The organism is Comamonas sp. NLF-1-9, from assembly GCF_019195435.1.
Classification (GTDB): domain Bacteria; phylum Pseudomonadota; class Gammaproteobacteria; order Burkholderiales; family Burkholderiaceae_C; genus Comamonas_C.
Genome location: NZ_CP078069.1, coordinates 1,442,537 through 1,469,231, shown reverse-complemented (window position 1 = coordinate 1,469,231; position 26,695 = coordinate 1,442,537). Strand labels below are relative to the sequence as shown.

At 66.7% G+C, this 26,695-nt stretch carries 21 protein-coding genes and 1 tRNA gene; 8 read left to right on the top strand and 14 right to left on the bottom strand.

The window, feature by feature from the left end; genetic code table 11:
- Window positions 1-108 precede the first annotated feature (108 nt).
- The 3 genes from KUD94_RS07110 to KUD94_RS07100 all read right to left on the bottom strand — a co-directional run bounded on the left by KUD94_RS07110 (window position 109) and on the right by KUD94_RS07100 (window position 1,377).
- On the bottom strand, window positions 109-372 hold the full coding sequence (locus tag KUD94_RS07110) for a hypothetical protein (RefSeq protein ID WP_218239094.1): 264 nt from the start codon (window positions 370-372) through the stop codon (window positions 109-111).
- Between the two features lie 182 nt (window positions 373-554).
- Window positions 555-630: transfer RNA gene (locus tag KUD94_RS07105), tRNA-Thr, on the bottom strand.
- Between the two features lie 54 nt (window positions 631-684).
- Entirely contained in the window at window positions 685-1,377 is a 693-nt protein-coding gene (locus KUD94_RS07100) for a MarC family protein (protein WP_146913318.1), read from the bottom strand.
- Window positions 1,378-1,523: 146 nt separating this feature from the next.
- On the opposite strand from KUD94_RS07100, the gene KUD94_RS07095 reads away from it, so the two are divergent.
- Window positions 1,524-3,125, top strand: coding sequence for a BCCT family transporter (locus KUD94_RS07095; RefSeq protein WP_218239093.1), 1,602 nt, complete (start codon window positions 1,524-1,526; stop codon window positions 3,123-3,125).
- Window positions 3,126-3,169: 44 nt separating this feature from the next.
- Here the strand turns inward: KUD94_RS07095 and KUD94_RS07090 are convergent, their stop codons facing one another.
- The 8 genes from KUD94_RS07090 to leuC all read right to left on the bottom strand — a co-directional run bounded on the left by KUD94_RS07090 (window position 3,170) and on the right by leuC (window position 12,554).
- Window positions 3,170-4,180, bottom strand: coding sequence for a class 1 fructose-bisphosphatase (locus KUD94_RS07090; protein ID WP_146913320.1), 1,011 nt, complete (start codon window positions 4,178-4,180; stop codon window positions 3,170-3,172).
- A gap of 11 nt (window positions 4,181-4,191) precedes the next feature.
- Window positions 4,192-6,897 carry an aminopeptidase N gene (gene pepN, locus KUD94_RS07085; RefSeq protein WP_218239218.1) on the bottom strand — a complete coding sequence of 902 codons (2,706 nt, stop codon included), beginning with the start codon at window positions 6,895-6,897 and terminating at the stop codon, window positions 4,192-4,194.
- A 64-nt stretch (window positions 6,898-6,961) separates the two neighbouring features.
- A protein-coding gene (gene prfB / locus KUD94_RS07080) for a peptide chain release factor 2 (protein ID WP_218239092.1) occupies window positions 6,962-8,066 on the bottom strand; the annotation gives its coding sequence in 2 pieces (ribosomal slippage) (window positions 6,962-7,984 and window positions 7,986-8,066; 1,104 coding nt in all).
- 129 nt (window positions 8,067-8,195) lie between these two features.
- Entirely contained in the window at window positions 8,196-9,116 is a 921-nt protein-coding gene (locus KUD94_RS07075; protein ID WP_218239091.1) for an alpha/beta fold hydrolase, read from the bottom strand.
- Between the two features lie 75 nt (window positions 9,117-9,191).
- On the bottom strand, window positions 9,192-10,262 hold the full coding sequence (leuB, locus tag KUD94_RS07070; RefSeq protein ID WP_218239090.1) for a 3-isopropylmalate dehydrogenase: 1,071 nt from the start codon (window positions 10,260-10,262) through the stop codon (window positions 9,192-9,194).
- Window positions 10,263-10,331: 69 nt separating this feature from the next.
- Entirely contained in the window at window positions 10,332-10,985 is a 654-nt protein-coding gene (leuD, locus tag KUD94_RS07065) for a 3-isopropylmalate dehydratase small subunit (protein ID WP_218239088.1), read from the bottom strand.
- Between the two features lie 7 nt (window positions 10,986-10,992).
- Window positions 10,993-11,121 carry an entericidin A/B family lipoprotein gene (locus tag KUD94_RS07060; protein ID WP_218239087.1) on the bottom strand — a complete coding sequence of 43 codons (129 nt, stop codon included), beginning with the start codon at window positions 11,119-11,121 and terminating at the stop codon, window positions 10,993-10,995.
- An 11-nt stretch (window positions 11,122-11,132) separates the two neighbouring features.
- A complete protein-coding gene (gene leuC / locus KUD94_RS07055; RefSeq protein WP_218239086.1) occupies window positions 11,133-12,554 on the bottom strand; it encodes a 3-isopropylmalate dehydratase large subunit in 1,422 nt (473 codons plus the stop codon).
- A gap of 191 nt (window positions 12,555-12,745) precedes the next feature.
- On the opposite strand from leuC, the gene KUD94_RS07050 reads away from it, so the two are divergent.
- The 5 genes from KUD94_RS07050 (at window position 12,746) to KUD94_RS07030 (ending at window position 19,982) form a co-directional block, all read left to right on the top strand.
- The gene (locus tag KUD94_RS07050) at window positions 12,746-14,116 is read left to right on the top strand and encodes a tryptophanase (RefSeq protein WP_218239085.1); all 1,371 of its coding nucleotides are present in this window, start codon (window positions 12,746-12,748) and stop codon (window positions 14,114-14,116) included.
- Between the two features lie 196 nt (window positions 14,117-14,312).
- The gene (locus KUD94_RS07045; RefSeq protein ID WP_218239084.1) at window positions 14,313-15,746 is read left to right on the top strand and encodes a tyrosine phenol-lyase; all 1,434 of its coding nucleotides are present in this window, start codon (window positions 14,313-14,315) and stop codon (window positions 15,744-15,746) included.
- Window positions 15,743-17,383 carry an indolepyruvate/phenylpyruvate decarboxylase gene (gene ipdC, locus KUD94_RS07040; RefSeq protein ID WP_218239083.1) on the top strand — a complete coding sequence of 547 codons (1,641 nt, stop codon included), beginning with the start codon at window positions 15,743-15,745 and terminating at the stop codon, window positions 17,381-17,383. The genes KUD94_RS07045 and ipdC overlap by 4 nt, the downstream gene beginning before the upstream one ends.
- A gap of 105 nt (window positions 17,384-17,488) precedes the next feature.
- Window positions 17,489-18,097 carry a 2OG-Fe(II) oxygenase gene (locus KUD94_RS07035; RefSeq protein ID WP_218239081.1) on the top strand — a complete coding sequence of 203 codons (609 nt, stop codon included), beginning with the start codon at window positions 17,489-17,491 and terminating at the stop codon, window positions 18,095-18,097.
- A gap of 145 nt (window positions 18,098-18,242) precedes the next feature.
- Complete coding sequence (locus KUD94_RS07030; RefSeq protein WP_218239079.1) at window positions 18,243-19,982, top strand: diguanylate cyclase; 1,740 nt, start codon at window positions 18,243-18,245, stop codon at window positions 19,980-19,982.
- Window positions 19,983-19,988: 6 nt separating this feature from the next.
- Here the strand turns inward: KUD94_RS07030 and KUD94_RS07025 are convergent, their stop codons facing one another.
- Window positions 19,989-21,788 (bottom strand): ABC transporter transmembrane domain-containing protein, encoded by a 1,800-nt coding sequence (locus KUD94_RS07025; protein ID WP_218239078.1) that lies wholly within the window; start codon window positions 21,786-21,788, stop codon window positions 19,989-19,991.
- A gap of 51 nt (window positions 21,789-21,839) precedes the next feature.
- Between KUD94_RS07025 and KUD94_RS07020 the strand changes: the two genes are divergently transcribed.
- Complete coding sequence (locus tag KUD94_RS07020; protein ID WP_218239077.1) at window positions 21,840-22,469, top strand: ATP-binding cassette domain-containing protein; 630 nt, start codon at window positions 21,840-21,842, stop codon at window positions 22,467-22,469.
- 71 nt (window positions 22,470-22,540) lie between these two features.
- Here the strand turns inward: KUD94_RS07020 and gdhA are convergent, their stop codons facing one another.
- Both gdhA and mutL read right to left on the bottom strand, forming a co-directional pair.
- On the bottom strand, window positions 22,541-23,887 hold the full coding sequence (gdhA, locus tag KUD94_RS07015; RefSeq protein ID WP_218239076.1) for an NADP-specific glutamate dehydrogenase: 1,347 nt from the start codon (window positions 23,885-23,887) through the stop codon (window positions 22,541-22,543).
- A gap of 164 nt (window positions 23,888-24,051) precedes the next feature.
- The gene (gene mutL, locus KUD94_RS07010; protein ID WP_218239075.1) at window positions 24,052-25,962 is read right to left on the bottom strand and encodes a DNA mismatch repair endonuclease MutL; all 1,911 of its coding nucleotides are present in this window, start codon (window positions 25,960-25,962) and stop codon (window positions 24,052-24,054) included.
- Window positions 25,963-26,033: 71 nt separating this feature from the next.
- Between mutL and KUD94_RS07005 the strand changes: the two genes are divergently transcribed.
- Complete coding sequence (locus KUD94_RS07005) at window positions 26,034-26,684, top strand: DedA family protein (protein WP_218239073.1); 651 nt, start codon at window positions 26,034-26,036, stop codon at window positions 26,682-26,684.
- Window positions 26,685-26,695: the final 11 nt, after the last annotated feature.

Here is a 26,695-nt window from a genome sequence, read left to right as displayed (position 1 = left end):
TAGGGTGCACGTATCGATTTGTGCCGCCCGTGCGACCAGTGGCCGGCTTTGGAGGACGAGCGGTCTCTCGCCTCGGACGCGTTTGCCGTATTCCCAGAACTCCTCAGGTCAGGCAGGCCCCGGTACGCAAAAGAAAGAGCCGGGCGAGCGATGCGAGGAGGCCGCCGCCGCTACGCCCGGCTTGGCACATTCCAGCGTCGACGGGCGCACCGTGGGGCGACCCTGGGCGTCGGAGGGTGCGGACAGGGGTTTGCGGGCATCCACGTAGAGCGACAGGCCGGTTTCCCGCGCATCGGCAGCCTGCAGCAGCGCTTCGTCCTCGTCCATGCCGAAGGTGATGGCCTCGGGCACGGTGGGGAAGATCACCAGCACGCTGTGCAGTCAGTGCCTACCCAAAAGCACTGAGCGCCAGTACCAGACAAGCCCTGTGAAGAGGCATTTTTTGTGGGCTTGTGCCTGTCCGTGTCTGGCAAAAATGCCTACAGATTGCCTACAAGCAATACACAAAGAAAAAGCGCACTATGTTTTGTGTAGCGCGCTTTCCTTTGTCTATCTGGTGCCGGAGAGAGGAATCGAACCCCCGACCTTCTCATTACGAATGAGCTGCTCTACCAACTGAGCTACTCCGGCCAAGCCCGTCATTATATAGGCGGGCTTGGCCGCTTTTGCCGCCGGCGCCGGCCTTCAGGTGGCGGTGGGCAGGGTGGCGATCAGGCCGCGGATGCCGTCCCAGACGATCTGCACGCCCACCGACAGCAGCATGAAGGCCATGATGCGCAGGAAGACGAGCTGGCCGACCTCGCCGAGCTTGCGCAGCAGCAGCACCGCGTAGCGGAAGGTCGTTGCCACCAGCACGCCCAGCAGCACCATGCCGGCCAGCGCACCGGCGAGGTTGGCCAGGGTTTCGGTGATGCGCGGGGTGCGCAGGCTGGCACCGACGGCGATGGCGGCGGCCAGCGAGCCGGGTCCGCAGGTGATGGGGAAGGACAGCGGGTAGAAGGTGTTCAGGCGGGCGTTTTCCTCGGTCAGGGTCTGCGCCATCTGCGCGGTGTCGTCGTGCGCGGGCTGCTGGGTGTTGAGCATCAGCCACGCGTTGTAGGCGACGATGATGCCGCCGGCCACGCGCACTACGGGCAGCGAGATGCCGAACAGGTCCAGCACCAGCGAGCCCAGCGTCATCGTCAGGGCCAGCAGGATGGTGACGTACTTGCCGACGGTGATGGCGAGCTGGCGGCGTTGGGCCGCGCTCATGCCCTGGGTCCAGCTCACGAAGATGGGCGCGGTGGCCAGCGGGTTGATGATGGGCAGCACCCCCGCCATGGCGAACAACAGGCTTTTGCCAAAGGCGGAGATCAGCGCAAGAAAGGAGAATTCCATGAATCCGGGGGCGATCGGTGGGATGTTGCGCTGCAATAATGCCAGCAAAACCGGTGGCGTGAAGCCCGCTGGGCCTTTTGCGCGATGGTGCGGGCGTCGCAGGGGTGGCAGCGCTGCCCGTGCACCATGAACAAGGGAGGCGAGCCATGGTGTTTCATGTATCGATCGCGATCGTGGCGGTCCTGGTGCTGTTGGCCGGTCTGGTGCCGGGACCCTTCAACGCGGCCATGCAGTCGGCGCTGGGCGTGGTGGTGCACGGCGCTGGGTGGATGTACCTGCTGGTGGTGTTCGTCACGCTGCTGTTCCTGCTCTACCTGGCGTTCGGGCGCCTGGGGGCGCTGCGCATCGGCGGCGAGGACGCCGAGCCGGAGTTTTCCAGGGTGAGCTGGCTGTCGATGCTGTTTGCGGCGGGCATGGGCATAGGCCTGGTGTTCTGGGGCGCGGCCGAACCGATTTCGCACTTCGTGCGGCCGCCCGAGGGGCTGGCGCCGCAGACCTCGGTGGCAGCGCGCGCGGCCATGCGCTACGCCTTCTTCCACTGGGGACTGCACCCCTGGGCCATTTATGCGCTGATCGGCCTGGCCATGGCCTGGTTTCAATACAACCGGGGCGGGCGCGGCCTGGTGAGCGACATGCTGGAGCCGGTGCTGGGCCGCCACCACGCCGGCTGGGCCGGGCAGGTGGTGAACATTGCCGCGGTGGTGGCCACGGCCATCGGCGTGGCCACCACCCTGGGTTTCGGCACTATCCAGATTGCGGCCGGGCTGGAGCGGGTGTTCGGCATCAAGGCGACGCAGACCCTGCAGCTGGCCACGATAGGCGTGGCCTTCGTGCTCTACATGGCCTCCAGCACCAGCGGGGTGGAGCGGGGCATCAAGTGGCTGTCCAACACCAATCTGCTGCTGGCGGGGCTGTTGATGCTGGCGGTGCTGCTGCTCGGGCCGACGGGCGCGCTGTTCGATACCTTCACCACCACCCTCGGGGCTTACGTCAACCAGCTGGTGACGATGAGCCTGCGCCTCTCGCCATTTTCCGAGAGCACCTGGTCGTTTGACTGGACGGTGTTCTACTGGGCCTGGTGGATCGCCTGGGCGCCCTTCGTGGGCGCTTTCATCGCGCGGGTCTCGCGCGGGCGTACGGTCAAGGAATTCGTCATCGGCGTGGTGCTGGCGCCCACGCTGCTGGGCTTTGCCTGGTTTGCGGTGTTTGGCGGCGCGGCGCTGCACGCGCAGATCTTTGGCCAGGCGGATCTGGTGCAGGCGCTGGCCAATGGCTACGAGACGGTGCTCTTCGTGCTGTTTGACAGCCTGCCCGCCAGCATGCTGCTGTCGGTGGTGGCGCTGGTGCTGCTGATCATCTTCTTCGTCACCTCGGCCGACTCGGCGGTGCTGGTGCTGGCCAGCATGTCCACCGACGAGGCGGGCGACCCGCCGCTGCGCCGGCGCGTGGTCTGGGGCGTGGCGGTGGCGCTGATTGCGGCGGCGCTGCTGGTGGCCGGCGGCCTGCAGGCGCTGCAGGGCCTGATCACGATAGCGGCGCTGCCGTTCGCGCTGCTGATGCTGCTGGTGATCGTCAGCCTGTTTCGCGTGCTCGATGGCGAGGCCACGCGGCTGCGCCGCGAACGCCAGCAGCAGCGGCACATGATGCAGACTTGGGTGCAGCGCGAGATGGCGCAGCAGGCGCGCCAGTACGCTCCGGCGCCTGGCGCGCCCGCGCCGCGAGCGCCTGGATCACCCGACGGCGGCTGAGCCTTGCCCGGCGGTGCGCCCGGGCGCATCCGCCATGCGCGGCCTCAGGCTTCGGCGTGGTAGCCGGTCACGCGTTCGACCTCGTTCTTCGAGCCCAGGATCACGCTCACGCGCTCGTGCAGCTGGGTGGGCTGGATGTCCAGGATGCGCTGGCGGCCATTGGTGGCCGCGCCGCCCGCCTGCTCCACCAGCCAGCCCATGGGGTTGGCTTCGTACATCAGGCGCAGCTTGCCGGGCTTTCTGGGCTCGCGCTTGTCCCAGGGGTACATGAAGATGCCGCCGCGGCACAGGATGCGGTGCACGTCGGCCACCATGCTGGCGATCCAGCGCATGTTGAAATTCTTGCCGCGCGGGCCGTCCTCGCCCGCCAGGCATTCGTCGATGTAGCGCTTGACCGGCGCGTCCCAGTGACGCACGTTGCTCATGTTGATGGCGAACTCCTTCGTGTCCTCGGGAATGCGCACGTTCTCGCGCGTGAGGACGAAGGAGCCCTGCTCGCGGTCCAGCGTGAACATGGCCACGCCGTCGCCGACGGTGAGCACCAGGGTGGTTTGCGGCCCGTAGATGCAGTAGCCGGCGGCCACCTGGCAGTTGCCGGGCTGCAGAAAGTCATTGTCGTGCACGCCGGGGTGGCCTTCGGGCTTTTTCAACACGCTGAAGATGGTGCCGATGGAGACGTTCACGTCGATGTTGCTGGAGCCGTCCAGCGGGTCGAACATCAGCAGGTATTCGCCCTGGGGGTAGCGGTTGGGCACGACGTAGATGCCTTCCATCTCCTCGCTGGCCATTGCTGCGAGGTGCCCGCCCCATTCGTTGGCCTCGATCAGGGTTTCGTTGGCGATGATGTCCAGCTTCTTCTGCACCTCGCCCTGCACGTTCTCGGTGCCGGCGCTGCCCATCACGTCGCCCAGCTCGCCCTTGTTGACGGCAAAGCTGATGCGCTTGCAGGCGCGCGCCACCACCTCCAGCAGCAGGCGCAGCTCGGACGGGATGTGGCCGTGCACGCGCTGCTGTTCGACGAGGTAGCGGGTGAGGCTGATGCGGTGGTCGACCATGAAAACTCCTCTCAATCGGCCAGGGCGTGGGTGACGAGCTCGCGCACGTCGTTGGAGAGCTTGGGCGCGGCGGCCACCCGTTCGATGGCGGCGCGCGCGGCCTCGCGGTAGGGCTCGGCCAGCCGCTTCCAGCGGTCCAGCGCACGCGCCAGGCGCGCGGCCACCTGCGGGTTGAAGGCGTCCAGCGCCAGCACCTGTTCGGCCCAGAAGGCATAGCCTGCGCCGTCGCGGCGGTGAAAGGCCCCGGGGTTGGCGCTGCAGTAGCTGAATACCAGGCTGCGCGCGCGGTTGGGGTTCTTCAGGTTGAAGTCCGGATGCTGCATCAGCGCCTGCACGGCGGGCAGCACGTTGCCGCCGCGGTCGGGGCGCGCGGCTTGCAGCGCAAACCATTTGTCCAGCACCAGCGCGTCGTCACGGAAGCGTTCGTGGAAACGCTCCAGCGCCGGGCGGGCGAGTTCATGGTCGCTCACGATCAGCGCGCCCAGCGCGTTCAGGCGCTCGGTCATGTTGGCAGCAATCTTGAAGCGCTGGTAGGCCTTGCCCGGCCAGACGGTGTCGCCGCTGCTGCGCGCGGCCAGGCAGAGCATGGACAGCGCCAGGCCGGCCAGCGCGCGCCGGCCGCTGCTGGCGGCATCCGGGCGGTAGGCGCCGCTGTCCTGGTGCTGCTCCCAGGCGCTGCGCCATTGGGCTTGCAGCGCGGTGGCTAGTTGCAGGCGCAGAGCCTCGCGCGCCGCATGCACCTGCTGCGGATCGACCTCGTCGAGCTGTTCGGCGATGTAGACCTCCGAGGGCAGGGTCAGCACCAGTTCCTTGAATGCGGGGTCCAGCTGCGGGTCCGCCAGCACCGCGCGCAGCGCCTCGACGATGTCCTCGGGAATATGGCCATTTATGGCTGTAGCGCCCGTCTGCTCTGCGCTATCAGCTATGGAAGAAAGAGCAACGCGCAGCAGCAGGCGCTGGCCCGCTTCCCAGCGGTTGAAGGGGTCCGCATCGTGTGCGAGCAGAGTCAGCAGTTCGGCGTCGCTGTAGTCGCACTCCAGGATGACCGGTGCGCTAAAGCTGCGCAGCAGCGAAGGCACGGGGCGCTGCGCCACGCCTTCGAAGGTGAAGGTCTGGCTGGCCTCGTGCAGCACCAGCGTGCGCTGGGTCTCGCCCGCCGCGGCCTCGCCCGCCAGTTGCAGGGGCAGGGCGGCGCCGTCTTCACCGACCAGGCCAAGCGTGAGCGGAATGACGAAGGGCAGCTTGTCCGGCTGGCCCGGCGTGGGCGGGCAGCTCTGCATGAGGGTGAGGGTGTAGGTCCGGGCGTCGGCGTCGTAGTGGCCCGCGGCCTTCACGCGTGGCGTGCCGGCCTGGCTGTACCAGCGCTTGAAGGCCTCCAGGTGCTGGGCCAGCGGGCTTGCGGGGTTGGCGTCGGCCATGGCCTGGGCGAAGTCGTCGCAGGTGACGGCGTGACCGTCGTGGCGCTCGAAGTACAGCTTCATCCCGCGGGCGAAGCCTTCGTGGCCGCCCACCAGCGTGCGCTGCATGCGCACCACCTCGGCGCCCTTTTCGTACACCGTGACGGTATAGAAGTTGTTGATCTCCACGTAGCTGTCCGGGCGCACCGGGTGGGCCATGGGGCCGGCGTCTTCGGGGAACTGGGCGCTGCGCAGCACGCGCACGTCCTCGATGCGGCGGGTGGCGCGCGCGGACGCGCTGCCGGCCATGTCCTGGCTGAACTCCTGGTCGCGAAAGACCGTCAGGCCTTCCTTGAGCGAGAGCTGGAACCAGTCGCGGCAGGTGACGCGGTTGCCGGTCCAGTTGTGGAAGTACTCATGGCCGACCACGCCTTCGATGTTGGCAAAGTCCTGATCGGTGGCGGTGGCCGGGCTGGCCAGCACGTATTTGGTATTGAAGACGTTCAGACCCTTGTTCTCCATCGCGCCCATGTTGAAGTCGCTGGTGGCGACGATCATGAAGCGCTCCAGGTCGAGCGACAGGCCAAAGCGCGTCTCGTCCCAGGCAATCGCCGCCATCAGCGAGTTCATCGCGTGCTCGGTCTTGCCCAGGTCGCCCGGGCGCACCCAGACTTGCAGCAGGTGCTCCTTGCCGGCGCGGCTGGTGATCTGCTGCTCGCGTGCCACGAGCTTGCCCGCCACCAGTGCGAAGAGGTAGCAGGGCTTTTTGTGCGGATCGACCCAGCGGGCAAAGTGGCGCCCGTCCGCCAGCTCACCCGATTCGACCAGGTTGCCGTTACTCAGCAGCACCGGGTAGCGGGCCTTGTCGGCGCGCAGGAGCACGCTGAAGCTGGCCATCACGTCCGGGCGGTCCAGGAAATAGGTGATACGCCGAAAACCCTGCGCCTCGCACTGGGTGAAGAAGGTTGCGTTGCTCACGTACAGGCCCGACAGCTGGGTGTTCTTCTCGGGCGCGCAGGTGGTGAAGATTTCCAGATCGAAAGGCTCGCTGCCCTCGGGCAGGTTTTCCAGCACGAGCTGGTCTTCCTCGATCTTGAAACTGGTGCCCGCGCCGTTGACCTGCACGCGCGCCAGCTGGAGCTCTTCGCCATCGAGGCGCAGGGCCTGGGCCGCTACCTCGGGGTTGCGGCGCACGCGCATCTTGTTGAGCACCCGGGTCTTGGCCGGATCGAGGTCGAAGGTGAGCTCCACCGCGTCGATCCAGAACGCGGGCGGCGCATACTGCAGCCGGTAGACCGCGCTGGCGTTGCCATCTCTCATCATGGGTTGGTCCTTTCCTGGGGGCCGCTCCCCGGCGCGCACGTGCGCGGGCCGGGGCGGGCCGTTAAACGCCTTGCTTGAGCGAGGCTTCGATGAACACGTCGAGGTCGCCGTCGAGCACTTTTTGCGTGGCCGAGACTTCGACGTTGGTGCGCAAGTCCTTGATGCGGCTGTTGTCCAGCACGTAGGAGCGTATCTGATGGCCCCAGCCGACGTCGCTCTTGGTGTCCTCCAGCGCCTGCTGCTCGACCATGCGTTTTTGCATTTCGTGCTCATACAGGCGCGAGCGCAGGCGCTGCCAGGCCACGTCGCGGTTGCTGTGCTGGCTGCGCCCGTCCTGGCACTGCACCACGATGCCCGTGGGGATGTGGGTGAGGCGCACCGCCGAATCGGTCTTGTTGATGTGCTGGCCGCCCGCGCCGCTGGCGCGGTAGGTGTCGGTACGCACGTCGGCGGGGTTGATGTCGATGTGGATGGAGTCGTCGATCTCGGGATAGACGAAGAGCGAGGCGAACGAGGTGTGGCGTCCGCCCGAGCTGTCAAAGGGGCTTTTGCGTACCAGGCGGTGCACGCCGGTTTCGGTGCGCAGCAGGCCGTAGGCGTATTCACCCTCCATGTGGATGGTGGCGCTCTTGATGCCGGCGACGTCGCCCGGGGTTTCTTCATCCACCGTGGCCTTGAAGCCTTTTCTTTCCGCGTACTTCAGGTACTGGCGCAGCAGCATGCCGGCCCAGTCGCAGGCTTCGGTGCCGCCGGCGCCGGCCTGGATGTCGATGTAGCAATTGAGCGGGTCCGCCTCCTTGCTGAACATGCGGCGGAACTCCAGCTCTTCGATCAGGGGCTTGAGCTTGTCGACCTCGGCTTCGATCGCGGCCAGGCCGGCTTCGTCGTCCTCGTCCCGGCTCATTTCATAGAGCTCGGTGTTGTCGGCGATTTCCTGGGTGAGCTTTTGCAGCGTGAGCACCACGCCGTCGAGCAGCTTTTTTTCCTTGCCCAGCTCTTGGGCTTTTTTCGGGTCGTTCCAGACGTTCGGGTCTTCGAGCGCGGCGTTGACGGTTCTCAGGCGCTCATGCTTGGCATCGTAGTCAAAGATACCTCCGCAAGGCCTCGGTGCGCTCGCCGAGGTCTTCGAGGGTGTTGCCGATGAGGTTGATTTGTTCTGCTTCCATGGGAAATCCTTTGCTGTCGCATGCGGGTAATCCTGGATTTTCCCATGAGCGGCCGCAGCCGGCCTGCGGTGGGCGCGCAGCAGCCTGAACGGCGCGCGCTTTGCAGGCTTTTGCCTGCGCTGCAAGTGCTCAGGCGCCGAGAAAATCCTCGATCAGGCGGGCCACTACCGCGGGCTGGTCGTGGTGCAGCATGTGGCCGGCGTCTTGCACCGTGGCGGTTTGCAGCTGGCGCACATGGGTCAGGCGTTGATGGTGCTCCCGCAGGGTGAAGCGCCCCTTGAACCACAGGGCCGGGCTGTCTTGCTCGGATTCGATGCACAGTACCGGCGCGGTAATGGCAGCGTACAGCGCCAGCGCCTCATCCACGCGGTAGAGCTGGGCGCTCACGACCTTGTGCGCGGCGTCGCCCAGAACGTGCCAGCGCCCGTCCGCGCCCTGGCGGGCCCAGTGCTGCGCGAGCCACGCGGCCTTGTCCGCGCCCAAGCGCGGGTTGGTGCGCATCAGGCGCGCAGCCACTTTGTCTGCGCTGTCGTAGCTCTTGAGGTGGATTTCTCCCTGGCGCAGGCGCTGCAGTTCGTCCAGCCACTGCGCGTAGCGCGCCGGTGCCTCGGCCGGGTCGGTGGCGGGCAGACCAAAGCCTTCCAGGTTGACCAGGCGGCGGATGCGCGCCGGGCGCACGCCGGCATACATCATCGCAAGATTGCCGCCCATGCTGTGCCCGACGAGGTCAATCGCCGCTTCACCCGCAAGCTCATGCAGCAAGGCATCCAGATCGGCCAGGTAATCGCTGAAGTGGTAGCAATCCACCGCGCTCGCCGGCATGGACAGGCCAAAGCCCCGCCAGTCGGGCGCGATGATGCGCCGCTGCCCGCTCAAGGCTTCGCTGAACGCATCCACCACGAACTGCCAGGACGCCCCCACATCCATCCAGCCGTGCAGCAGTACCAGCGGCGGCAGGGGACTGGTGTCGGGGCCCCAGCAGCGCAGATGGCAGGGGTTGCCGCGCAGGCTCCGGGTTAGCGTTTGGGCAGACTGGCGTTCACGGTACATCCTGCCGATTATTCCGCCCGCAAGGTGCGGGCTTGTCGCGCGTGCGATAGGGTCAGGGTCGGCGGGCCGCCGCGCTCAGACGAGGGCGCGCACCACCGCGTCGCCCATCTCGGCGGTGCTGACGCTGGTCGTGCCTTCGCTCCAGATGTCGGGCGTGCGCAAGCCCTGGGCCAGCACCCGGCCGACGGCCGCTTCGATGCGCTCGGCCGCCTGGCTCTGGCCGAGCGAGAAGCGCAGCATCATCGCGGCCGAAAGAATCGTTGCCAGCGGATTGGCCAGGCCCTTGCCGGCGATGTCCGGCGCGCTGCCGTGGCTGGGTTCGTACAAGCCCTGCTTCTTGTCGTTCAGGCTGGCCGAAGGCAGCATGCCGATGGAGCCGGTGAGCATCGAGGCTTCGTCCGAAAGGATGTCGCCGAACATGTTGCCGGTGACGATCACGTCGAACTTCTTGGGCTCCTTGACGAGCTGCATCGCGGCGTTGTCCACGTACATGTGCTCGAGCTGCACGTCGGGGTAGTCCTGGTGCACCTCGCTGACCACGTCCTTCCAGAACTGGAAGGTCTCGAGCACATTTGCCTTGTCCACGCTGGTTACGCGCCGCTTGCGCTGGCGCGCGGCGTCGAAGGCCACGCGCGCGATGCGCTCGATCTCGGGGCGGGTGTAGCGCATGGTGTCAAAGGCTTCGTCGGCGCCGGCAAACGCGCCGTCGGGCGCCTTGCGCCGGCCGCGCGGCTGGCCGAAGTAGATGTCGCCGGTCAGCTCGCGCACGATGAGGATGTCCAGGCCCGCCACCAGCTCGGGCTTGAGGCTGGAGGCGCCGACCAGCTGCTCGTGGCAGATCGCCGGTCGGAAGTTGGCAAACAGGCCGAGCGCCTTGCGCAGGCCGAGGATGGCCTGCTCGGGGCGCAGCGCGCGCTCCAGCTTGTCGTACTTCCAGTCGCCCACCGCGCCGAACAGGATGGCGTCGGCCGACTGCGCCAGCTCCAGCGTCGCAGGCGGCAGCGGGTGCCCTGCGGCTTCATAGGCTGCGCCGCCCACGGGCGCGCTCTGCATCTCGAAGCTCAGGCCCAGGGCCTTCAGCACCTTGACCGCTTCGGCAACGATTTCGGGGCCTATGCCGTCGCCCGGAAGAATGGCAATTTTCATGTTTTGATAGCTGCTCGCGCTTGCTGGGCAAGCGTTTTAGGCCAATTTTGTATAAATCTTGAAACGTCTTCAGGACGCCATGACCCGTGCGAGCCAGGGCTTGCTCGCCAGGCGCTCGGCCTCGAAGGCCTTGATCTTGTCCTTGTGGCGCAGCGTCAGGCCGATGTCGTCCAGGCCGCCGAGCAGGCAATAGCGGCGAAAGGGCTCGACCTCGAAGGGGATCTCCTCGCCCTGCGGATCCACGACGACCTGGCGCTCCAGATCGACGGTCAGGCTGTAGCCGGGGAAGACCGCCACCGCGTCGAACAGGCGGCCGACGACGGACTCGGGCAGGCCGATCGGCAGCAGCCCGTTCTTGAAGCAGTTGTTGAAGAAGATGTCGGCAAAGCTGGGCGCGATGATGGAGCGAAAGCCGTACTGCTGCAGCGCCCAGGGCGCGTGCTCGCGGCTCGAGCCGCAGCCGAAGTTCTGGCGCGCCAGCAAGATGCTTGCGCCCTTGTAGCGCGGCTGGTTGAGCACGAAGTCCGGGTTCGGCTTGCGCTTGGATTCGGGCATGCCGGGCTTGCCCGGCTGGTCCAGATAGCGCCATTCGTCAAACAGGTTGGGGCCAAAGCCGGTGCGCTTGATGGACTTGAGAAACTGCTTGGGGATGATCGCGTCGGTATCGACGTTTTCGCGGTCCATGGGCGCGACCAGCCCCTTGTGTACGGTGAATTTTTCCATGATGGCCTTACTTGTCGGCGGCGCGCTCGATGGCGTTGCCGGCCTTTTGCACGTCCTGGCCCATGCCCTTGACGGTGTTGCAGCCGGCCAGGAGCACGGCGAAGAACAGGGGAACGAGCACGGCAATCTTTTTCATGGGTAGCTCCTTCAGGCGAACTTGCGGATGTCGACGAAATGACCGTGGATGGCAGCGGCGGCCGCCATCGCGGGGCTGACCAGGTGCGTGCGCCCGCCCGCGCCCTGGCGGCCCTCGAAGTTGCGGTTGGAAGTCGATGCGCAGCGCTCGCCCTGCTCCAGCCGGTCGGCGTTCATCGCCAGGCACATCGAGCAGCCCGGCTCGCGCCACTCAAAGCCGGCGGCGAGAAAAATCTTGTCCAGCCCCTCGCGCTCGGCCTGCGCCTTCACCAGGCCCGAGCCCGGCACCACCATCGCAAGCTTGATGTTTTTCGCCACCTTTTGATTGAGCTTCCTGACAACGGCGGCGGCGGCGCGCAAGTCCTCGATGCGGCTGTTGGTGCACGAGCCGATGAAGACCTTGTCGACGAAGATGTCTTGCATCGGCTTGCCGGGCGTGAGGCCCATGTAGGTGAGCGCGCGCTCCATCGCGTGGCGGATCACCGGATCTTTTTCCTTTTCCGGGTCGGGCACGCGGGCGTTGATGTCCACCACCATCTCGGGGTTGGTGCCCCAGGTGACCTGCGGCAGGATGTCGGAGGCGTTCAGATCGACCACGGTGTCGAACTTTGCATCGGGGTCGGAATGCAGCGTCTTCCAGTACTGCACCGCCATGTCCCACTCCACGCCGGTGGGCGCGAGCGGGCGGCCCTTGAAGTAATCGATGGTTTTCTGGTCGACGGCGATCATGCCCGCGCGCGCGCCGGCTTCGATGGTCATGTTGCACACCGTCATGCGGCCTTCCATCGACAGCGCCTGGATGGCCTCGCCGGCAAATTCGATGGTGTAGCCGGTGCCGCCCGCCGTGCCTATCTTGCCGATGATGGCCAGCACGATGTCCTTGGCGGTAATGCCCGGCGCCACCTGGCCGTTCACCCGCACCAGCATGTTCTTCGCCTTCTTGGTCAGCAGGCACTGCGTGGCCAGCACGTGCTCAACCTCGCTCGTGCCTATGCCGTGCGCGAGCGCACCGAACGCGCCATGGGTGCTGGTGTGGCTGTCGCCGCAGACCACCGTCATGCCCGGCAGCGTTGCGCCGTTTTCCGGGCCGATCACGTGCACGATGCCCTGGCGTTTTGAAAGAAAGGGGAAGAAGGCGGCCGCCCCGTTCTTCTGGATGTTCTCGTCCAGGGTTTCGATCTGCAGTTTGCTGATCGGGTCGGCAATGCCGTCGTAGCCCAGTTCCCAGCCGGTGGTCGGCGTGTTGTGGTCGGCGGTGGCAATGATGGAGCTGGTGCGCCAGACCGGGCGCCCCGCCTCGCGCAGGCCTTCGAAAGCCTGCGGGCTGGTGACCTCATGCACCAGGTGGCGGTCTATGTACAGGAGGGCCGTGCCGTCGTCCTCGGTGTGGACCACGTGCTCGTCAAAGACCTTGTCGTACAGGGTGCGTCCCATGGATGCTCTCGGTTGCTTGCAAACAAAGCGGCAATTCTAGGCAAGGAAGCGCCTGGCAAGCCGGGAGCAGGGCTTTGCCGCGGCGCCGGGCGAACGCCCCTGTTTTGTCAATACGTTGGAAAAAAGCGACACCACAAGGGTTTTTTCAGGGCTAAGTTCGTGGTTTTTATTGACTCCCGGAAGGAATCGTTGTGCCAAAAACCATGATCGAGCCGTTTCGCATCAAGAGCGTGGAGCCCATCCGCATGACCACGCGCGCCGAGCGCGAACAGCTGCTGCAAGCCGCCAGGCTCAATGTCTTTCAGCTCAGGGCCCAGGACGTGCTGATCGACTGGCTCACCGACTCGGGTACCGGGGCGATGTCCGCACGCCAGTGGGGCGCGATCATGGAAGGGGACGAAAGCTACGCCGGCGCGCGCAGCTACTTCCGCCTGGAGCAGGTCATCCGCGACATCACCGGCATGGAGCACTTCGTGCCCACGCACCAAGGCCGTGCGGCCGAGAAGGTGTTGTTCAGCGCCGTCTGCAAGAAGGGCGACCTGGTGCCGAGCAACTGCCACTTCGACACCACCCGCGCCAACCTGGAATACGTCGGCGTCGAGGCCGTGGACTGCGTGATCGCCGAGGGCCTGGAGCCGGCCACCATCCACCCCTTCAAGGGCAACATCGATCTGGCGCGCGTGGAGGCGCTGCTCAAGGAGCAGGGCGAGCGCATACCGTTTGGCATGATCACCGTGACCAACAACACCGGCGGCGGCCAGCCGGTGGCCATGGCCAACATCCGCGCCTACGCAGCCCTGCTCAAGAAGTACGGCAAGCCGCTCATCATGGACGTGTGCCGCTTCGCCGAAAACGCCATGTTCATCAAGATGCGCGAGCCTGGCTACGAGCACACCAGCGTGCGCGACATTGCGCGCGAGATGTTCAGTCATGCCGACGGCGCCACCATGAGCGCCAAGAAGGACGGCATGGTCAACATCGGCGGCTTCATCGTGCTGCGCGCCAGCGACTGGCTGGACGAAGTGAGGAACGACCTCATCATGATGGAAGGCTTTCCCACCTACGGCGGCATGGCCGGGCGTGACCTGGAGGCGCTGGCCGTGGGCCTGGAAGAGGGGCTGGACGAGGACTATCTGCGCTATCGCCTGCGCACCGCCGAATACCTGGGCGAAAAGCTCGACGCCGCGGGCGTGGGCTTCGTCAAGCCTACCGGCGGCCACGCGGTCTACATCGACGCCAAGACCGTGCTGCCCGACATGCCGGTGGCGCACTACCCCGCCTGGGCGCTGTGCAACGCGCTCTATCTGGAAGGCGGCATTCGCGGCGTGGAAGTGGGCTCGATGATGTTCGGCCGGCGCCTGGACGACGGCACCGAGACCTTCCACAGCATGGAGCTGGTGCGCCTGGCCTTCCCGCGGCGCATGTACACGCAAAGCCACTTCGACTACGCCGCAGAGGTGATTGCCGAAGTCAAGCAGAAAGCGGGCGCGATACGCGGGGTGCGCATCACCAAGCAGCCCAGGTTTCTGCGCCATTTCACGGTGCAGTGCGACTGGGCATGAGGCTGCGGGGCGGCGCTCTGCATGGAACTGCGTGGGCGCCGCCTTTGCCCTTTGCTTGCGCAATAAAAATGCGCAAAATGAGCAAAACAGAAAGCCGCATGTGACAGTCAACCCATAAAGTCGCTTTGAGTTTGCGCAATTTTGGCAATTTCGCCAAAACGCCGTTCATCAACCCGACTCTATGGAGCCTGCGACCATGCCCACGACGAACTACCCCGCCGAGCCCTACAAGATCAAGGTCGTCGAGCCTATCGCGATGACCACGCGCCAAGAGCGCGAGCAATACCTCAAGGACGCCGGCTACAACACCTTCCTGATCAACTCCGAGCAGTGCTACATCGACCTGCTGACCGACAGCGGCACCACCGCGATGAGCGACTACCAGTGGGCCGGCATGATGCTGGGCGACGAAGCCTACGCCGGCAGCAAGAACTTCCTGCACCTGCAGCAGGTCGTGCGCGAGTACTACGGCTTCAAGCACATCATCCCCACGCACCAGGGGCGCGGCGCCGAGAACCTGCTCTCGCGCCTGTGCATCAAGCCCGGCGACTACGTGCCCGGCAACATGTACTTCACCACCACGCGCGCGCACCAGGAACTCAACGGCGCGACCTTCGTGGACATCATCATCGACGAGGCGCACGACGCGCAAAAAGACCACCCCTTCAAGGGCAACGTCGACCTGAACAAGCTGCAAAAGCTCATAGCCGAAGTGGGCGCCGAGCGCATTCCCTACGTCTGCGTGGCCGTGACCGTGAACCTGGCCGGCGGCCAGCCGGTGAGCATGGAAAACCTGCGCGCCGTCAAGCAGTTGTGCGAAAAGCACGGCATCCAGGTGATGCTGGACGCCACCCGCTGCGTGGAAAACGCCTACTTCATCAAGGAACGCGAGGCCGCCTGCGCCGACATGAGCATTCGCGCCATCCTCAAGCAAATGATGAGCTATGCCGACGGCTGCACCATGAGCGGCAAGAAGGACTGCCTGGTGAACATCGGCGGCTTCCTGTGCATGAACGACGACGAGCTCTACCAGCGCGCGAGCGAACTCGTGGTGCTGTTTGAAGGCATGCCCAGCTACGGCGGCATGGCCGGGCGCGACATGGAAGCCATGGCGCGCGGCATCGAGGAGTCGGTCGATTTCCACTACATCGAGCACCGCGTGGCCCAGTGCCGCTACCTTGCCGACAAGCTGGAAGCTGCCGGCGTGCCCATCGTGCGCCCGGTGGGCGGCCACGCGGTCTTTCTGGACGCGCGCGCCTTCCTCGATCACCTGCCGCAGGATGAATTTCCGGCACAGACCCTGGCCGCGCACCTGTATCTGGAAAGTGGCGTGCGCAGCATGGAACGCGGCATTGTCAGCGCCGGGCGCAACAAGCAGACGGGTGACCACCACCGCCCCAAGCTGGAGCTGGTGCGCCTGACCATCCCGCGCCGCGTCTATACCTACGCCCACCTGGATGTGGTGGCCCAGTCCTGCATAGACCTGTACCAGCGCCGTGGCAGCATCACCGGCATGAAGATGGTCTACGAGCCGGCCTTCCTGCGCTTCTTTACCGCGCGCTTTGAGCCGCTGCCCGTGTCGGCCAAGGCGCCCTCCGCCCAGCCTGCCGAAGAATTGGCGACGGCGTGACGGTTGGGCTTTCCCTGCTGCGCGCTCTGAAGAACCACGGCGCGCACGAGATCTTCGGTATTCCCGGAGATTTCGTGCTGCCGCTGTTCAAGCAAATCGAGGAAAGCGCCATCCTGCCCCTGGTCACGCTCAGCCATGAGCCTGGCCTGGGTTTTGCCGCTGACGCTGCCGTGCGCATGCATGGCGGTATCGGCGTGACGGTAGTCACCTACGGCGCAGGTGCGCTCAACATGGTGAATGCCGTGGCCAATGCCTACGCCGAGCGCGTACCGTTGGTGATCGTGGCGGGTTGCCCAGGTGCACTGGAAGCACAAAACGGTTTGGTCTTGCACCACCAGGTGCAGCATGTGGATTCACAGTGGCGCATCTTCAAGGAGATCACCTGCGACCAGGTACGCATCTCCAACCCGGCCACCGCGCCGCAGGAGATCGCGCGCGTGCTGCGCAATTGCCGCGAATACTCCCTGCCCGTGCTCATCGAGGTGCCGCGTGACATCACCTTGGCACCCATGGAGGAAGTGCCCGTTCTGCCGGATACCGCCTTCAATCCCGAGGCTGTGGCGGAATGCGCGCAGGAGTGGCTGCAGCGCATACAGGCTGCAAGCAGACCGGTGCTGGTGTTGGACGTGGAAGTGCGCCGATTTGGCCTGGAAAAGCGTGTGGCCGAGCTGGCACGGCGCCTGCAGCTACCGGTGCTCACCACCTTCATGGGGCGTGGCCTGCTGGCCGAGGGCGACATGCTCCAGGGCGTGCAGTTGCGCGGCACCTATCTTGGCATTGCGGGTGACGAGCAAACCACCGCCTTGCTTGACGACTCCGACTTGCCCATCATGCTCGGGGCCATCCTTTCGGATGTGAACTTTGGCGTCAGTGCGCAGCGCATGGACTTTCGCAAGGCCTTGATTGCTGCCCAGCGTGAAGCACGTGCAGGCCATCACCTGTATGAGAACATCCCTCTGGCTGCCTTGGTGGACGCTTTGCTGCAGCATCTTGGCTCACTGCCTGCGGGGCATGCCGCCGAGTCTCCTGGCGTGGATTGCCCCAGCGGTCTGGTGGCCGATGACGAACCGGTGCGCGCTGCTGACGTGAGTCGCGCGCTCAACGACCATATCCGCCAACATGGGCCGCTGCCCATTGCATCGGACATGGGGGATTGCCTGTTTGCCGCCATGGAACTGCTGCCGACCACGCTGGTGGCACCAGGCTACTACGCCACCATGGGTTTTGGTGTGCCCGCCGGCATGGGGGTGCAACTGGCCACCGGCGAGCGCAGCCTGACCCTGGTGGGAGATGGCGCGTTTCAAATGACCGGGCTGGAGCTGGGCAATTGCCGGCGTCTGGGCATAGACCCCATCATCATCGTGCTCAACAACCAGAGTTGGGAAATGATCCGCGCCTTCCAGCCCGAATCGCGTTGCTCTGATCTGGGCGACTGGCAGTTGGCCCGATTGGCTGATGCCATTGGTGGTCGGGGATATCGGGTGCAAACGCGGCGTGAATTCAAGGCTGCGCTGGACGCCGCCTTTGCCGAGCGCGGTCGCTTTCAGTTGATTGAGCTGATGATTCCGCCGGGGGACAGCACCCCTACGCTCAAGCGCTTTTCCGACGGTATCTACGCCATGCGGGCGCGGCGCTGAGCCAGGCCCCTGCGCTATGCTCCCTTCCATGTCCTGCCTCAGCGGCTGGGCATGGAAGCGGCAGCAGACTTTGTGCCGCCGCTCTTGCAGCACGGAGCCAGCCCCATGGGCCCTTACGACGAAATCATTGCAGCGCTCAACCGCCAGGGCTGGAGCATCACCGACACCACGGTGGCGCCGCAGTTGTGCGCCGAGCTGCGCGCCCATGCGCAGCGTCTGTGGGAGGAGGGCGCGTTCGAGCCCGGCGAATTCGGCCTGGACCTGGCGGGCGGCAAGCAGCCCGAGGTGCGCGGCGACGCCGTGTGCTGGATAGAGCCCGCCAGCGACCTGGCGCGGCTGCCCTTCTTTGAATGGATGGCGGGCTTTCGGGCCGTGCTGAACGAGCGCTTCAAGCTGGGTGTGCGCAGCCAGGAATTCCACTTTGCCCGCTACCCCGAGGGGCGTGGCTACCGCAAGCACCTGGACCAGCACCGTGGGCGCAACCTGCGCAAGATTTCCGTGGTGCTGTACCTGAACCCGGACTGGGATGCCGCCAATGGCGGTGAACTGTGCTTTTACCAGCCCACCGACCCCAACACCGAGATAGCCCGCCTGGCACCGTTGAATGGGCGGCTGGCGGTGTTCGTCAGCGGCCTGATGCCGCACGCGGTGCTCCCGTGCAAGGCCACGCGCTGGAGCGTGACCGGCTGGCTGCGCACCGACGAAGCCGCCTGAACCCATGCGCGGCGCTGCTCAGTCCTGCTGCGGGAACGGGCTCTGGCGCTGGCTGTGGTGTCTGGCTCTGCTTGCCGCCTTGTTGCCGGCACGGGCGCAGCCACCGGCGCCGGTCGATGTGCGTGATGCGGCCGGCCCCGCATTGATGTTGGCGCCGAGCGTGCAAGCGCTGGAAGACCCGCAGGGCGCCTACACGCTTGCGCAGGTGATGCAGCCGCCTTTGGCAGGGCGCTTTGCCGCAGGCCTGGGCAAGGACGAAGCCTTCAATTTCGGCATCACGCCATCGGCCTGGTGGTTTCGCTTCACGCTGGATAACCCCGGCGACGAAGCGCTCACGCGGGTGCTGGAAGTGGCCTATCCGCGCCTGTCGCAAGTCACGCTCTACCGGCCTGACGCAGATGCCAGTGTGCAAACCATGGAGACCGGCATGCAGGCGCCGTTTGCCTCGCGCCCGCTCGCCTGGCGCGCGTTTGCCTTCCCGCTCAAGCTGGGGCCGCAAACGCAGCAGACCTACTACCTGCGCGTGCAGTCGCTCACCGCCTTCATCGTGCCGCTGCGGCTGTGGCAGCCGACGGCCTTTGCGCGCCACGTGGCGGGCGACTCTGCGGCCCAGGCCTGGTACTTTGGCATGGCCAGCGCCATGGCGCTGTTCAACCTGCTGATCTTCCTGTGGCTGCGCGAGCGCCTGTTTCTCTATTACGTCTTCTTCGTGGTCAGCATGGCGTTTGCGCTGGCGGCGCAAAACGGCCTGGTCAAGCAGTTTCTGCCGCTGGAGCCTCCCTGGTGGTCCAACCTGGCCGCCACCTTCGGCTATTCGCTGGCGATCGCCACCGGCCTGCAATTCATGCGCCGCCTGCTGGACACCGCGCGCACGCTGGGGCCTTGGGACGGGGCGCTGCGCGCGCTGGTGTGGTTCTTCGTGCTCAGCCCGGCGGTCTTTCCCTTTACCGGCCAGAGCCTGATCCGCACGGCGGCCGTGGTCTATCTGCTGGCCATCGTGGTGGTGGCGGTAGTGCTGGTGCACGGCATGCTCCGGCGCCAGCGCAGCGCCTACTTCTACAGCGCCGCCGCGCTGATGCTGGCCGCGGGCGCGCTGGTCAACGTGCTGCGGGCGCTTGGCCTGCTGCCGACCAACGTGTTCACCGCCAACGCCATGCAGATAGGCTCGGCGCTGGAGATGGTCTTGCTGGCGCTGGCGCTGGCCGACCGCTACGCGCAGCTGCGACGCGAGAAGCTGGCCATGCAAAAAGACCTGCTGCAGGCGCAGACGCAGTTGATCGAGCACCTCAGGGAGTCGGAGCAGCAGCTCGAGCGCAAGGTGCTCGCGCGCACCGAGGAGCTCTCGCGCCTGAACCAGCAACTGGCCGTGCTGAGCGTGACCGACGGCCTGACCGGCATCGCCAACCGGCGCCGCTTCGACGAGCTGCTGCAGGCCGAATGGCTGCGCGCGCGCCGCTCGGGCACGGCGCTGGGCCTGGCGATTCTGGACGTGGACTGGTTCAAGGCCTACAACGACCGCTTCGGCCATCCGGCGGGCGACGCCTGCCTGCGCGCCATCGCCACGCTGCTGCGCGAATGCGTGCAGCGCGAAGCCGATCTGGTCGCGCGCTACGGCGGCGAGGAATTCGTCATGCTCATGCCGGGCGAGAGTGCCGAAGGCGTGCGCCGCAGCTGCGAGCGCCTGCGCAATCGGCTGCAGGCGCAGGCCATGGCCCATCCCGGCTCACCGCTGGGCCAGGTCACGCTGAGTGTGGGTATCGCCAGCATGGTGCCGGGCACGGACGAGGGCCCGCACCAGTTGCTGCGCCGTGCGGACGTGGCGCTGTACCAGGCCAAGAAGGCTGGGCGCGATCGCGTCGTGGTGTTCGAGCCGCACGCCGTCTGAACAACGCTAGACGCTGAACTGCAGCGCCGCCAGCCGCGCGTAGGCGCCGTCGGCGGCGATCAGCTGGGCGTGGCTGCCCTGCTCGACGATGCGCCCGTGCTCCAGCACCACGATGCGGTCGGCGTGCTGCACGGTGGCCAGGCGGTGGGCGATCACCAGCGTGACGCGGTGGCCGGTGCGCTGGTGCAGGGCGGCATCCAGCGCCTGCTGTACCACGCGTTCGCTGTGCGCATCCAGCGCGCTGGTGGCTTCGTCCAGCAGCAGGATGGGCGCATCCTTGAGCAGCGCGCGCGCAATCGCGATGCGCTGGCGCTGTCCGCCCGACAGGCGCACGCCGCGCTCGCCCAGAAAGGTGTCGTAGCCCTGGGGCAGGGCGCTGATGAATTCGTCGGCAAAGGCGGCGCGCGCCGCCGCCAGCACCTGCTCGCGCGTGGCTTCCGGGCGGGCGTAGCGGATGTTGTCCAGCGCGCTGCTGGAGAAGATCACCGCCTCCTGCGGTACGGTGGCGATCAGGCGGCGCAGCGCCTGTGGATCGAGCGCGCGGATGTCCACGCCGCCCAGCGTGATGCGGCCCCGGTCCACGTCGTAAAAGCGCTGCAAGAGCTGAAACATCGTGGACTTTCCCGCCCCGCTGGCGCCCACCAGCGCCACCGTCTCCCCGGGGTGCACATGCAGGTCAAAGCCCCGGATGGCCGGGTTCTCCGGGCGCGAGGGGTAGTGAAACACCAGCTGCTCAAAGCGCACGTCCAGAGCCTGGCCCGGCGCCAGCGCGCGCAACTTCGTGGGCTCGGGCGCGGTGATCGCAGGGCGGGCCACGAGCAGCTCCATCAGCCTTTCCGTTGCCCCGGCGGCGCGCAGCAAGTCGCCGTAGACCTCGCCGAGCACCGCCACCGCGCTGGCCAGAAAGAGCGCATACACCACGGTCTGCCCCAGGCTGCCCGCGCTCATCTGCCCGGCCATCACTGCCTGGCTGCCGCGGTACAGCCCCCACAGCAGCAGGGCGGCGTTGGCAATGATGATGAAGGCCACCAAGAGCGCGCGCACGCCGCTGCGCCGTATCGCGGTCTGAAAGGCCACCTCGTTGGAGTCGGCAAAGCGGCGCGCCTCGCGCTGCTCGGCGGTATAGCCCTGCACCACCGGGATGGCGTTGAGCACCTCGGCGGCGATGGCGCTGGCATCGGCTACGCGGTCCTGGCTGGCGCGCGACAGGCGGCGCACGCTGCGCCCTATCCACATCGCGGGCAGCACCACCACCAGCACCGCCGCCAGCGCGACCGACATCACGTAGGGGTTGGTCCAGACCAGCATGACGAGCGCGCCCAGGCCCAGCACGGCATTGCGCAAGCCCATGGAAAACGACGAGCCGATGACCGTGTGGATCAGCGTGGCATCCGCCGTCAGGCGCGAGAGCACCTCGCCGGTCTGCGTGGTTTCGAAAAACGCCGGGCTTTGGCGCAGCACCTGGGCATAGACCGCGCTCTTGAGGTCGGCGGTCACGCGCTCGCCCAGCCAGCTCATCATGTAGTAGCGCGCGGCAGAAAAAATGCCCACCGCCACAGCCACCACAAACAGCAGCGCAAAGTGCGCGCGCAGCATGCTGCCCTGGCCCGCGTAGGGCAGGCCGCGATCAATCGCTACGCGCAGCGCCAGTGGAAAGACCAGTGTGGCCGCCGCTGCCAGCAGCAAAAAGGCCAGCGCCAGCGCCATGGGCCAGCGGTAGGGGCGCAGAAAAGGCCACAGCGCGCCCAGGGTGCGGGCAGTGGAAGGCCGGGCCGCGGGCAGCGCGGCGTGCGTGGGTGTGGGCATGGCAAAACGGCTGGGGCAAGAGCGGCCGCGCGGGCTGCGTAGACTTGCATCATGACCGAAGAAAACGAACGCGTGTGCCTGCAGGCGCTGGGCCTGGCGCTGGCGCCCGGGGCCGGGTGCAAGCTCCACGGCTGGAATGCAAGCTTTGGCCCCGGACTGTCGCTGCTGCTGGACGAAGAGGGCGACGGCAAGACCGCGCTGCTGCGCGTGCTGGCCGGTGAACTGCCGCCCGCCGCCGGCGAACTGCGCTGGTGCGGCGCGGCGCTCGCCGAACAGCTGCGCCGCGCGCCGCAGACCGTCTTCTGGCGCGACCCGCGCGCCGAATGGCCAGAGATTTCACCCGCGCAATGGGCGATCGAGCTGGCGGCGCGCTACCCGCACTGGAATGCCGCGCAGTGGCAGCAACTGGTACAGGCGCTGGCGCTGCAGGAGCACCTGCACAAGGAGATGTTTCGCCTCTCCACCGGCGGCAAGCGCAAGGTGCTGCTGGCGGCTGCCTTGGCCAGCGGCGCGCCGCTGACGCTCATCGACGAGCCTGAAGCGGCGCTGGACCGCGCGTCCATCGTGGCGCTGCGCGCCGCACTGGCGCAGCAAGGCCAGGCGAGCCAGCGCGTGTTTATCGTCGGGCATTATGAAGTGACGCCCGAGCTGCCCTGGAGCGCAGTCGTGAGCTTGCGCTGAGGGCGGCGCGCCGGGCGGGCCAGGTCAAGGCTGGTTCGCGCCCCGGCTGCGGGCACGTGCGCCCGTGGTGCTCAGATCACCCCTTGCTGCAGCATCGCATCCGCCACCTTGACGAAGCCCGCCACGTTGGCGCCGGTGATGTAGCTCATGGAGCCGTCGGGGCGGCGGCCGTGTTGCAGGCAGGCGCCGTGGATGCTTTGCATGATGCAGCGCAGGCGCTCGTCCACCTGGTCGCGCGTCCAGACCAGGCGCTGGGCGTTCTGGCTCATCTCCAGGCCCGAGGTGGCCACGCCGCCGGCGTTGCTGGCCTTGCCCGGCGCGTAGAGCACGCCCGCGGCCTCCAGGGTCTTGGCCGCCTCGTTGGTGCAAGGCATGTTGGCACCCTCGGCCACGCACTGCACGCCGTTGGCGATCAGGGTGCGGGCGTCGGCTTCGTCGAGCTCGTTTTGCACCGCGCTGGGCAGGGCCACGTCCACGGGCAGCTGCCAGGGGCGCATGTCGGGCTGAAAGCTTGCGCCCACGCGCGCGGCGTAGTCGCTCACGCGGCCGTATTGTTCGTTCTTGACCTGCATGAGGATGGCGAGTTTTTCGGCCGTGAAGCCGTCTTCGTCGATCACGGTGCCGCTCGAATCCGAACAGGTGAGCACCTTGGCGCCCTGCTGCATGGCCTTCTCGATCGCGTACTGCGCGACGTTGCCCGAGCCCGAGACGGACACGCGCATGCCGTCGAGGCTCTTGCCGCGGGTCTTGAGCATTTCCTCGGCGAAGTAGATCAGGCCGTAGCCCGTGGCTTCGGGGCGCAGGAGCGAGCCGCCAAAGCTCATGCCCTTGCCGGTCAGCACGCAGTCGGCGCGGTTGCTGAGCTTCTTGATCATGCCGGCGATGAAGCCGACCTCGCGCCCGCCCACGCCGATGTCGCCCGCAGGCACGTCGGTGTCCGCGCCCACGTGGCGAAACAGCTCGCTGGCGAAGGCCTGGCAAAAACGCATGATCTCGCCGTTGCTGCGGCCCTTGGGGTCAAAGTCCGAGCCGCCCTTGGCGCCGCCCATGGGCAGCGTGGTGAGCGCGTTCTTGAAGGTCTGCTCGAAGGCCAGGAATTTCAGGATGGACAGCGTCACCGAGGGGTGCAGGCGCAGCCCGCCCTTGTAGGGGCCTATGGCCATGCTGTGCTGTACGCGGTAGCCGCGGTTGACGCGCACCTGGCCGGCGTCGTCCACCCAGCTGACGCGAAAGCACACCACGCGCTCGGGCTCGACCAGGCGTTCGAGCAGGGCGTGCTCGGTGTAGCGCGGATTGGCTTGCAGGAAGGGCCACAGCGATTCCATGACCTCGGTCACGGCCTGCAGAAATTCCGGCTGATGGGGGTTGCGCTGACCCACGCGTTCGAGAAACTGGCCAACGGAGAGACGGGCACTCATGGAAACACCTTCAAGGTTTGATGCGGCAGTGCAGCATTATGTAGAAAAAACATAACGTCATGCATGGCGTAATTTGCAAGTTTTTGTGTTTGCTGTCGCGCAGGCGATAGCCGACCCGGCCTGCCGGCTGGTGGCAGGCGCAAGACTTCAAGGGATAAAACGGCTCAGCGACCGCGCAGGAACAGCGCGTCCAGCTCTTTCATTGATAGCTGGCGCCAGGTCGGGCGGCCGTGGTTGCACTGGTCGGAGCGCTCGGTGGTTTCCATCTGGCGCAACAGTGCGTTCATCTCGGGCAGGCTCAAGAGCCGGTTGGCGCGTACCGCGCCGTGGCAGGCCATGGTGCCCAGAATCTCGTTGCGCGCGCGCTCTACCACGCTGCTGGCCTCGTATTGCGCAAGCTCGGCCAGCACTGTGCGTGCCAGCTCCACCGCGTCGCCTTGTGCCAGCGTGGTGGGCACGGCGCGCACCGCCAGCGTGCGCGCGGAAAACGCGGTGATCTCCAGGCCCAGCGTGGCCAGGGTCTCGCTCTGGGTCTCGGCCGTGGCCACTTCCAGCGGGGTGGCCGCAAAGGTCGCGGGAATCAGCAGCGGCTGGCTGGCCAGGTGCCGGCTGGCGTCGATCTGTGCCTTCAGGCGCTCGTAGACGATGCGCTCGTGCGCGGCGTGCATGTCCACGATGACCAGGCCCTGGGCGTTTTCCGCCAGGATATAGACGCCGTGGATCTGCGCCAGCGCCCGCCCCAGCGGCCAGGCGGGGGCGTCTGCCGCGCTCGCCACGGTGGGCGCCGGCCAGCCGGCGCTGGCCGGGGGCTGCGCGGGCGGCGGCGCATCGGCCGCTCCGGAGCCGGAAGCGCCAGCAGAGGCCGGGGTGCTCGGCTGCGCGGGTGTGCCCCAAAGCGCCTGCAGGTCCGCTACCCTGTGACCCGGTCGTTCTTCCAATTTGAGAGCTGCTTGCGCTTGCCAGGCAAGCGTTTGGGGCCGATTTGGCTTGAAACTGTCTGGCGCGATGGCAGCAGGCGCCGCAGCCAGCGTCTGTGCCCGCGGCGCGGCCAGCACCTGCGCCAGCGCCTGCAGCGTGGCCTGGTGGACCTCGCGGCTGTCGCGAAAGCGCACCTCGATCTTGGTCGGGTGCACGTTCACGTCCACCCGCGCCGGGTCGATGCGCAGATACAGCACCCAGACCGGCTGGCGCTGGCCGTGCAACACATCCTCGTAGGCAGCGCGTGCGGCGTGCTGGAGTACCTTGTCGCGCACGTAGCGGCCGTTGACGTAGCTGTATTGCTGGTCGGCACGCGCGCGCGCGGCGCTGGGCAGGCCGGCGCGGCCGGTGATCGACAGCGGCCCCACCCGGTGCTGCACCGGCAGCGAGGCGGCGATGAAGTCTTCGCCCAGCACGTCGGCCATGCGCCGCGCCAGCGCCTCGTCGCCCGGCTCCTGACCGGGTGCGCAGGTGGCGCGCCATTGCTGGATCAGCTTGCCCTCGTGCCAGAGCGCAAAGCCGATGTCCGGGCGGGCCAGTGCGTGGCGGCGCAGCGCCTGCACGCAGTGGGCCAGTTCGGTCGCCTCGCTCTTGAGGAATTTGCGCCGCGCCGGAGTGGCAAAAAACAACTCCTTGACCTGCACCGTGGTGCCGACAGCGCGTGCGGCCGGGCGCAGCTCGCCGCTGCGCGCATCGAGCAGCCAGGCGGCGCTGGCGGCGGCGGTGCGCGAGAGCAGCGACAGCTCGGAGACCGAGGCGATCGCGGCCAGCGCCTCGCCGCGAAAGCCCATGGTGGCCACAGATTCCAACTCGTCCAGGCTGGCGATCTTGCTGGTGGCGTGGCGGCGCAGCGCCAGCGTCAGTTCCTGCCCGGCAATGCCGCAGCCGTCGTCTTCCACCGCGATCAGGCGCACGCCGCCGGCGAGCAGGCGCACGGTGACCTGGGTGGCGCCGGCGTCGAGCGCGTTGTCCACCAGTTCACGCACCACGGAAGCGGGGCGCTCGACGACTTCGCCTGCGGCGATCTGGCTGATCAGCTCGTCGGGCAGTTCGTGGATGGGGCGGCGGCTGGAGGCGGTGGCGGGCGGGGCGTTCACCACGGTGATTCTATGGAGGCCGCGCGCTGGCCGCCGATAATCGCCGGCTCTGCCGCCCCGGGCCTGCCTCCATGGAATTGCTTGCCTTCCTGATCGACTTCATCTTGCATGTGGACAAGCACCTGGAGCTGTTCGTCAGCACCTACGGCGCCTGGGTGTATGCGCTACTGTTTCTGATCGTGTTCGTGGAAACCGGCGTGGTGGTCATGCCTTTCCTGCCGGGCGATTCGCTGCTCTTCATCGCCGGTGCGCTCAGCGGCACGGGCATGCTGGACTTCTGGAGCGCCACGGCCGTGCTGCTGGCGGCGGCGGTGCTGGGCGACCAGTGCAACTTCCAGATCGGCCACCACTTTGGCCCGCGCGTGTTTCAGTGGGAGAACTCGCGCTGGTTCAACCGCAAGGCCTTTGACCGCGCGCATGCGTTTTACGAGCGCTATGGCGGCATCACCATCGTGCTGGCGCGCTTCATGCCTTTCATCCGCACCTTTGCGCCCTTCGTGGCGGGCGTTGCGGCAATGAACCGCGCGCGCTTTACCGCCTACAACGTGGGCGGCGCGCTGGTCTGGGTGCTGGGCATCTGCAGCGCGGGCTATTTCTTCGGCAACCTGCCCTGGGTGCGCGAGCATCTGGAGATCATCATCTGGGGACTGATCCTGGTGCCGGGCCTGATCGCGATCTATGGCGCCTGGCGCGGCGCGCGCGCGCAGCCGGCGCAGCCCTGAGCGGGCAGAGG

Bases quoted from the DNA above. Each gene is read 5' to 3' on its own strand.
- KUD94_RS07100 (WP_146913318.1), bottom strand. From the start codon at position 1,377: ATGGAATTCTCCTTTCTTGCGCTGATCTCCGCCTTTGGCAAAAGCCTG.
- KUD94_RS07095 (WP_218239093.1), top strand. From the start codon at position 1,524: ATGGTGTTTCATGTATCGATCGCGATCGTGGCGGTCCTGGTGCTGTTG.
- KUD94_RS07090 (WP_146913320.1), bottom strand. From the start codon at position 4,180: ATGGTCGACCACCGCATCAGCCTCACCCGCTACCTCGTCGAACAGCAG.
- pepN (WP_218239218.1), bottom strand. From the start codon at position 6,897: ATGAGAGATGGCAACGCCAGCGCGGTCTACCGGCTGCAGTATGCGCCG.
- KUD94_RS07075 (WP_218239091.1), bottom strand. From the start codon at position 9,116: ATGTACCGTGAACGCCAGTCTGCCCAAACGCTAACCCGGAGCCTGCGC.
- leuB (WP_218239090.1), bottom strand. From the start codon at position 10,262: ATGAAAATTGCCATTCTTCCGGGCGACGGCATAGGCCCCGAAATCGTT.
- leuD (WP_218239088.1), bottom strand. From the start codon at position 10,985: ATGGAAAAATTCACCGTACACAAGGGGCTGGTCGCGCCCATGGACCGC.
- KUD94_RS07060 (WP_218239087.1), bottom strand. From the start codon at position 11,121: ATGAAAAAGATTGCCGTGCTCGTTCCCCTGTTCTTCGCCGTGCTCCTG.
- leuC (WP_218239086.1), bottom strand. From the start codon at position 12,554: ATGGGACGCACCCTGTACGACAAGGTCTTTGACGAGCACGTGGTCCAC.
- KUD94_RS07045 (WP_218239084.1), top strand. From the start codon at position 14,313: ATGCCCACGACGAACTACCCCGCCGAGCCCTACAAGATCAAGGTCGTC.
- KUD94_RS07035 (WP_218239081.1), top strand. From the start codon at position 17,489: ATGGGCCCTTACGACGAAATCATTGCAGCGCTCAACCGCCAGGGCTGG.
- KUD94_RS07030 (WP_218239079.1), top strand. From the start codon at position 18,243: ATGTTGGCGCCGAGCGTGCAAGCGCTGGAAGACCCGCAGGGCGCCTAC.
- KUD94_RS07025 (WP_218239078.1), bottom strand. From the start codon at position 21,788: ATGCCCACACCCACGCACGCCGCGCTGCCCGCGGCCCGGCCTTCCACT.
- KUD94_RS07020 (WP_218239077.1), top strand. From the start codon at position 21,840: ATGACCGAAGAAAACGAACGCGTGTGCCTGCAGGCGCTGGGCCTGGCG.
- gdhA (WP_218239076.1), bottom strand. From the start codon at position 23,887: ATGAGTGCCCGTCTCTCCGTTGGCCAGTTTCTCGAACGCGTGGGTCAG.
- KUD94_RS07005 (WP_218239073.1), top strand. From the start codon at position 26,034: ATGGAATTGCTTGCCTTCCTGATCGACTTCATCTTGCATGTGGACAAG.